Genomic DNA, 3,815 nt, shown 5'->3' with positions numbered 1-3,815 from the left:
GCTTTCCTTTAAAAGGATTCATCGTCATTCCTCCTGCTATCTTTTTCTATTATTCTACCTTATTTGATAGTAGATTTAAAACTTTGCAACAGAACCTTTTTTATTGACGCTCCCGGTTGGTACAACAAGAATTGCAGTAGCATAGTCACCATTGATGAAACTACTTAATGATTAAATTGAGCAATTTCTCAAATAGCACAAACTGCTCTTCATAAAACGAAAAGCAGTTCATAATGTATTTAGATATTCCATTGTGCTATTGACCAGAAACACACTATTTAAGGTACCTTTCTCTTTTCGCTGAGATTCACCAACTTCAATTGCACAAAAAAGCGTGAGCACAAGGCTCACACTTTTTCTAGTTGACTATCCTAAAAATTCGAAAACATCTTTACGATCATACAATTTCAAGATTTTTTCAAATAAGATTTGACCTACGAAAGCAGCTACGATTGGTACAACAAACCAGCTGATTAATAGTAGAATAATACTCAAACCGGCGTCCAATGAAGCCAACGGACCTACCAACCCTACCAAACCGAAACCAGCAGAAGCAGGAGTCCCTGAGACTGAGAATAACGCTACTGGAATTGCTGAGATGATAGCGGTGAATAGACATGGCACCAAGATAATTGGTTTCCTAAACAAGTTTGGCATCATCATTTTCATAGCACCCAATGCGATGGCCAAAGTAACCCCTGGTTTGTTGACTTTCCAAGAGTTAACTACCAAGACAACTGTTGTTGCGGCAACACCCATAGCGGCTGCACCAGCAGAAACACCGTTCAATTGAATTGCCATACCAATGGCAACTGTAGAGATCGGCGAGATAATCAAGAAAGCAAAGGAACATGCAATCAAGATTGACATCAAAATTGGTTGCAAAGTAGTAAAGGTATTAATTAAGTCACCGATAGCGGCAGTAATCTTGGTTACGTAAGGATATAAATAATAGCCGATTAGACCAGCGCCGATACCAACAACGATTGGTGTTGCAACAATTGCCACGGACCCAAATTTTTCGCCGATCAACAAGATCATGCCGACAGCGATTGATGCAGTAATCATGGTATTGATGATGTCTCCGGTACCAGCACCGATATAAGTAGCTGTGTCAGGATTGAATTTCACAACACCGGAGCCAACGAAAGCTGCACCGGCAACTACTAACATTTGCATTGGTTTGAAGCCAAACTGCACCGCAATCAAAGCGCCAATCAATAGTGGAGTAGCTAGTTGGAAAATAACTGCCATTTGTGTGATCGTTACTGCTAAGATATTTTCACCAAATAATTTCAAAATTGCTGCCAATACCGCGTTAGGAATCAACCCTACGATGATCCCCGTTGCGGTACCCGCTAATACTTTATTTAAAAATATTTTTGGAGTTAATTTTTCTTCCATTTTCTCGTCCTCTTTCTAATGATTACTATTTCGCTCCTAGAATTTCTTCTTTACTATGAACCAGTTGCGTTAAGAAATCACAGTAAGGAGTTACTACGCCATATTTTTTACCTTTACGAGAAATGGCTCCGTTGATGTAGTCAATCTCGGTCAAACGGTTATTTTTTATCAAGTCTTGGTGCATCGATGGGAAATGCATACCAATCGTAGTCGGGTCAAAACAAGTTTCTACATGTTCGATTACTTCGGGAATGTCTAAGTTGACGTTTTCTTTGGCAGCAACAGCTGCAAATTCGTTAACAATAGTCACTACCATGTCATGAGCAGGTTTGGTTGCACCAAGCCCCGCCATATTGACGTCTAAAATCGTGCATAAGCCATTCATCGTACCATTGACACAAGCTTTACGATAAATTGAATAATGAATGTTGTCGGAATATTTGGCATTTAAACCAGATGCGGACAAAGTTTCCGCCAATTTTTTCGCTGATTCTTCTTGGCCAATACCTAGATTTTGCAATTCAACAGACCCGCTGCCAAATAATTTAGCCTTGCCGGGACCTTCTAGACCAGCAGTCCACATGGTGTTGCCGATAAAGATTTTTTCCATTGGTACGAATTTTTCGATTACGTCTTCATGACCGATACCGTTTAAAAGACACAAAACTTCTGTGTGATCAGCAATTAATGGTTTAACATCCTGCAGCATTTTTTCCAACTGCATTGCCTTCGTGAATAAGATAATCAAATCAAATTGCTCACCAGTGGGCACCTCATTCTGATTAACAATTGGGACTTTAACAGTAATTTCTTCGCCATTATAATTAGCCTTCAATCCGTTTTCTTTGATGGCATTGATATGCTCCTGCCAGCCGTCGATTAGCAAAACATCGTTACCACCTTGTTTCAACATCAGTCCGAACCGGGAACCCATCGCGCCGGCCCCCGCAATTGCAATTTTCATAAATAAAAGCCTCCAAACTTAATTTATAATAAGTGAACATTTTCACATTTCTTATTATAGCGTTTTCATTCGGAAACTTCAAGTAGGAGAGTGTAAAATATTTTGTGTAAATAGAAAAAAGGAGGTCCCTTCTGTAGAATAGAGTTACCACAACACATTCACAGAAAAGAGGACTTCCCTATGAACGATTTTACTACAGAAATTCTAAAGACTCTAGCGAGCAAAGGCGATTTGAATGAATTATTCCGTGTCCATTTGGAAAAAGCTGTCAATACGCTTCTCAAAACGGAGTTAACGGCTTTCCTCGATTACGAAAAGTACGATCGCATTGGTTTTAACACGGGTAATTCTCGTAACGGCTCCTATGACCGTACGGTCAAGACCGAGTACGGGGAACTTCATCTCCAGATTCCGCGCGACCGCAACGGCGAGTTCAAGCAACAGACTGTTCCTGCTTATAGACGGACGAATGATACGTTAGAGGAGACCGTCATTCACCTCTTCCGAAAAGGTATTACCATGTCGGAAATCGCAGACTTGATTGAGAAAATGTATGGGCATCACTACACGCCCCAAACCATGTCCAATATAACAAAATCATTTACAGAAGAGGTAACGGCGTTTAAAGGGCGGGAGCTTCATGACCGTTATGCCGCTATTTATATGGACGCAACCTATATCCCTTTAAAGCGGAAAACCATCGCCAAGGAAGCTATTCATATCGCAGTTGGCATTCGCCCGGACGGATCAAAGGAAGTATTGAGCTATGCGATTGCACCGACTGAATCCATCACGATTTGGGAGGAAATTTTATTGGACCTTCAAGAGCGCGGTTTGAAAAATGTCCTCCTGTTCATCACGGATGGCTTAAAGGGGATGGTAGGAGCGATTAGTCGGTTCTATACCAAAGCTCGTTTTCAACATTGTTGTGTACACGTTTCCCGTAATATCAGTCACAAAGTGCGTGTCGATGATCGTAAGGAAGTCTGTGATGATTTTAAAATGGTGTATCAAGCCTCATCTAAAGAGGTGGCGATGGAAGCACGTGGTGCTTTTGCGGAAAAATGGAAAACCAGCTATCCAAAAGTGGTTGAATCGATTCTTTCGAACGATCACTTGCTCACTTTCTATGATTTCCCATTAGCCATACGCAAGACTATTTACTCTACGAACTTGATTGAATCCTTTAATAAGCAAATCAAGAAATACAGCCACCGCAAGGAACAGTTCCAAAATGAAGAGTCGATGGAACGTTTCTTAGTCTCGTCTTTTGATACTTACAACCCAAAATTCCTAGGTCGCAGTCATAAAGGCTTTCAACAGGCCGAAGGCGAACTTGAACAAATGCCAAGCCAACTGATTGAGAATTAGAAACAATCTGCAGTAGGGAAGAATCATTTACACAAAATTATTGACGCTCCCAACTAAAAGTGTCAAAACAATGATG

At 40.8% G+C, this 3,815-nt stretch carries 3 protein-coding genes; 1 reads left to right on the top strand and 2 read right to left on the bottom strand.

All coding sequences use genetic code 11. The features are described 5' to 3' along the window. Window positions 1-366: 366 nt before the first annotated feature. Together HMPREF9088_RS06680 and HMPREF9088_RS06675 are read right to left on the bottom strand one after the other, a co-directional pair. On the bottom strand, window positions 367-1,404 hold the full coding sequence (locus HMPREF9088_RS06680; protein WP_007208410.1) for a PTS sugar transporter subunit IIC: 1,038 nt from the start codon (window positions 1,402-1,404) through the stop codon (window positions 367-369). A gap of 25 nt (window positions 1,405-1,429) precedes the next feature. After that, on the bottom strand, window positions 1,430-2,368 hold the full coding sequence (locus tag HMPREF9088_RS06675) for a 2-dehydropantoate 2-reductase (protein ID WP_002335374.1): 939 nt from the start codon (window positions 2,366-2,368) through the stop codon (window positions 1,430-1,432). A gap of 180 nt (window positions 2,369-2,548) precedes the next feature. On the opposite strand from HMPREF9088_RS06675, the gene HMPREF9088_RS06670 reads away from it, so the two are divergent. Then, the gene (locus HMPREF9088_RS06670; protein ID WP_007208409.1) at window positions 2,549-3,739 is read left to right on the top strand and encodes an IS256 family transposase; all 1,191 of its coding nucleotides are present in this window, start codon (window positions 2,549-2,551) and stop codon (window positions 3,737-3,739) included. Window positions 3,740-3,815 lie beyond the last annotated feature (76 nt).

The organism is Enterococcus italicus DSM 15952 (genome assembly GCF_000185365.1).
Lineage (GTDB): Bacteria > Bacillota > Bacilli > Lactobacillales > Enterococcaceae > Enterococcus_G > Enterococcus_G italicus.
The sequence above is the reverse complement of the archived record's forward strand: the minus strand, read 5'-3'. Positions and strand labels throughout refer to the sequence as shown.